Below are 3,507 nucleotides of genomic sequence, written 5' to 3' on the forward strand. Positions count from 1 at the left end.
CAAGACAACCAAGGTAAAGTGCGACATGAAGTCGTGCAAAGGCGCATTATTGCGTTATGACAGAGGAGCCGTCTCCTGCGGGGAATCCTTTCTCCCTGTCCCTACGTAAAAGAGTCACAGACTCCGCCTACACCAAGACTAAGTCATAAAATTGGTGGAATGCAAGCCACGAAAGCTTAAATACAAAAAGCCTAATTTTGTCAGAGAGCAAAGCGAAGATTGATCGGGGTTAACGTAAGTGAATCATTGTAAGTCTCGTTATGGTTTGAAGAGTGAAATAAGGCTGACACACTCTAACCAAAAGGTAAGTGGGCGAATTATTTCTTGTTTTGCCGGAAATAGTTGAAAGGACACAACTCCCACCGGGATATAGATGGAACCCAAAACAATCACCTCAGAAGGGAACAGGGAACGGGCAACAGGCAATAGTTTCCTGTTCCCGCTTCTCTTAGTCACCAGATCCCGACAACTACTGCGTGGCATGTTTTGGGTGGGGTATAAATCCCCATCCAAAACTTTCTGTTCCCTGTTCCCTATTCCCTGTTCCCTGTTAAATGTCACTTGTACGAAACATGGTAAACCCTATGGACTCTCAAATATCGGTGGATGGGTTTGAGTAGGTTGACCGCAACGTAAACGGAATTGTCCAGAGGGTAAAGGATGTTGGAGAAAGCAAAAGCCTTGGGTAATGCAAGGGATAGGGGTCAACATACCCTACATCGAAAGGTGGCAGACTGCCAACTGGTCTTCAACGATAAACCAAAGTAAAGCAATCTCACCTGGGTGAAAGATAGGGTCAGGAATGACATCGGCACAAAGGAACCGCTTCTTTCCTTGGGCTTCCATTAACTGGAAATCTGTTAAAAAGCGTGTCAGAAACTTGAGGCAAAGGATTTATCGTGCAACCGAGAACGGTCAGTGGAATAAGGTTAGAAGTCTTATGAAACTGATGCTACGCTAGTACACCGTGCTACTAGCTGTGGGACGAATCACCCAAGAAAATCAGGGAAAACAAACGGCTGGCATTGATGGTCAGACCGCACTAAACCCCCAACAAAGGGTTGATTTGCTCAGAGAAATGAAACATTACTCTCTGTGGCAAGTGCGCCCAACTAAAAGGGTATATATTCCGAAATCAAACGGAAAACAACGACCACGCTCGTATAGCAACAATCAAAGACCGAGTAGCACAAACAATAGTTAAGAATGCATTAGCTCTTAACTCTTAAGCTCGTTTTGAAGCCAACAGTTACGGATTTCCCGTTGGCAGAAGTTGCCATGATGCCCTCGAACAGTGCCATTTAAGACTGCAAAAAGGTCGGGACACTTGGGTATTAGATGCGGATATCAAAGCAGCATTCGACAATAGACCTCTTGCGAAAGTCGGGACAAAATAAGAGAAAATAGTTCAAAAGTTAATGTAGAAATATGAACTACAAAGAGGTAAAAAAATTAAGCCCAGCAGAGTTTAGACGTTGCTGCGGGGTAAAGCCAGAGACATTTGAGCAGATGGTGAAAGTGGTAGCAGCAGAAAAAATGCTACAAACCAAGCCAGGAAGACCAAGCAAATTAAGTATAGAAGATCAAGTATTAATGACGTTGACCTACTGGAGAGAATATCGCACCTACTTTCATCTGGAAGCTGGGGGATTGACGAAGCCAATGCCTATAGAATCATCAAAAAAGTGGAGAATATTCTAATTAAGTCAGGACTGTTTAACTTACCAGGGAAAAAAGCACTTGTCAAAGGCAAAGGAGAAATTGAAACTGTGGTAGTGGATGTAGCATAACAGGAGATAGAAAAAAAAAACAGAAATCATACTAGAGCGGCAAGCAAAAGTGCCATACAATGAAATCTCAGATAGTAGCCAACCAAAAAAATAGAGAAATCATCTGCCTCTGTTTCCCCCCCCGGCCAAGGGAAAGTCCATGATTTTCGGATGTGGAAAAGGAGTAAGATTCGATTAGAAAAAGATCAGGATTTTTTGGGATATCAAGGCTATCAAGGAATTCAAAAACTCCATCAAAAAAGTAGAAAAACACAGAAAAAGAGTAAAAAAAAAGAGTTAACCGTGGAGCCAAAGAAAGCTAATCGCCAGTTAGCAAAGGAGCGAATAGTTATCGAACATATTCATCGCCATCTCAAAAGATTTCGGATACTTTCGTCCCGAGTCCCGATATAGAAATCGAAGAAGACGATTTGGTTTGAGACTTAATTTGATTGCTGGCATCTATAATTATGAACTTATTCACCAACAAAAATAGCAGTCTTGAATTACTTTCGCAAGAGGTCTAATATTAGCCATGAATTTATACTCAACGCCATTGGTCTAATTCCAGGCAGAGAGTTGATAAAACAATGGCTAAAAGCAGGATACATAGAAGCCGAAGTGTTTCATGAAACCCAAAGTGGAACTCCCCAGGGGGGCACCCGACGCCCGTTACTAGCGAATATAGCCTTGGACGGAATTGAAAAATTACTAGCCTCGTATAAGAAGGTGAAAGTTGATCAATACACCCCTCAAGGCAGGAAAAAACCTAGAACTGTGGAAAAACCTAGTGATAGGTACGGATTCATCCGCTATGGGGACGATTTCGTTGTTACCGCCGCAACGAAACAGGAGATTGAGGAAATAATCCCAACTCGCGAAAATTGCTTACTAAAAAGAGGGCTAGAACTAAATCAGGATAAAACCAATGTCGTTCACATCGAACAAAAATTTAATTTTTTAGGGTTTAATATCCGACAGTTCAAGGGTAAATGCCTCCAGGTTCCCCAGAAACAAAAAACTAGCGAACTTCTCAAACAGGTAAGGAAGTGGTTAAAAACACATCCAACAGTCAAGCCAGAGGCAGTAATATCACACCTCAACCCGATTTTGAGAGTCTGGGCCAACTACAACAGGCATGGGTTTATTTTTTCTATAAAAATTTAAATCTGGAAATCCCTCGGGAAATGGGCGGTCAAAAGACACCCGAAGAAAAGGAAAAGATGGGTAGCAAACAAATACTTCAAAACTATAAATGGAGCGAGTAGGCAATTGGCTACAACAATTACCAATCGACACGCAAAGGTGCAAACCATACATGTGTTTAAGATGGCTTGCGTACCCATTGAACGACATGTCAAAGTTAAAGGCAGGTCATCCCCTGACGACCCCAAATTAAGCTCCTACTGGGAACATCGAAATACCCAATACGGTAAAACCTATTGGGCTAAAGGGTCAAAACATCTTTTGGTTGCCAAAAATCAAAATTGGTTTTGCCCAGTGTGTGGAGAACACCTGTTTAAGGTCGAAGAACTGCATACCCACCACATAATCCAGGTAAAAGATGGAGGTACAGACTTTTTCGATAACCTTGTACATCTCCATAAAGCCTGTCACAAACATGTACATACGGGTAAACGTTCAAAGTTGCTCGAGGCAATAGCCGGATGATGAGCAATTGTCAAGTCCGGTTCAAAGGGGAGGGGGACACGGTGACTTGTGCCTCCTTACCCGACAA

2 protein-coding genes and 2 pseudogenes are annotated in these 3,507 nt (G+C 42.5%); all 4 read left to right on the forward strand.

All coding sequences use genetic code 11. From position 1 onward, the window contains the following. Nucleotides 1-802: 802 nt before the first annotated feature. The 4 genes and pseudogenes from ACE1CM_RS34345 (at nt 803) to ACE1CM_RS34360 (ending at nt 3,440) form a co-directional block, all read left to right on the forward strand. Nucleotides 803-1,204, forward strand: a pseudogene (locus tag ACE1CM_RS34345) (reverse transcriptase N-terminal domain-containing protein). Between the two features lie 224 nt (nt 1,205-1,428). After that, nucleotides 1,429-2,265 (forward strand): annotated as a pseudogene (locus ACE1CM_RS34350) (IS5 family transposase). Between the two features lie 5 nt (nt 2,266-2,270). After that, nucleotides 2,271-2,936, forward strand: coding sequence for a reverse transcriptase domain-containing protein (locus ACE1CM_RS34355; RefSeq protein WP_374883373.1), 666 nt, complete (start codon nt 2,271-2,273; stop codon nt 2,934-2,936). Between the two features lie 162 nt (nt 2,937-3,098). Continuing rightward, nucleotides 3,099-3,440 carry an HNH endonuclease signature motif containing protein gene (locus ACE1CM_RS34360; protein ID WP_374883374.1) on the forward strand — a complete coding sequence of 114 codons (342 nt, stop codon included), beginning with the start codon at nt 3,099-3,101 and terminating at the stop codon, nt 3,438-3,440. Nucleotides 3,441-3,507 lie beyond the last annotated feature (67 nt).

The sequence above is a fragment of the Microseira sp. BLCC-F43 genome, assembly GCF_041929235.1.
GTDB lineage: Bacteria > Cyanobacteriota > Cyanobacteriia > Cyanobacteriales > Aerosakkonemataceae > Microseira.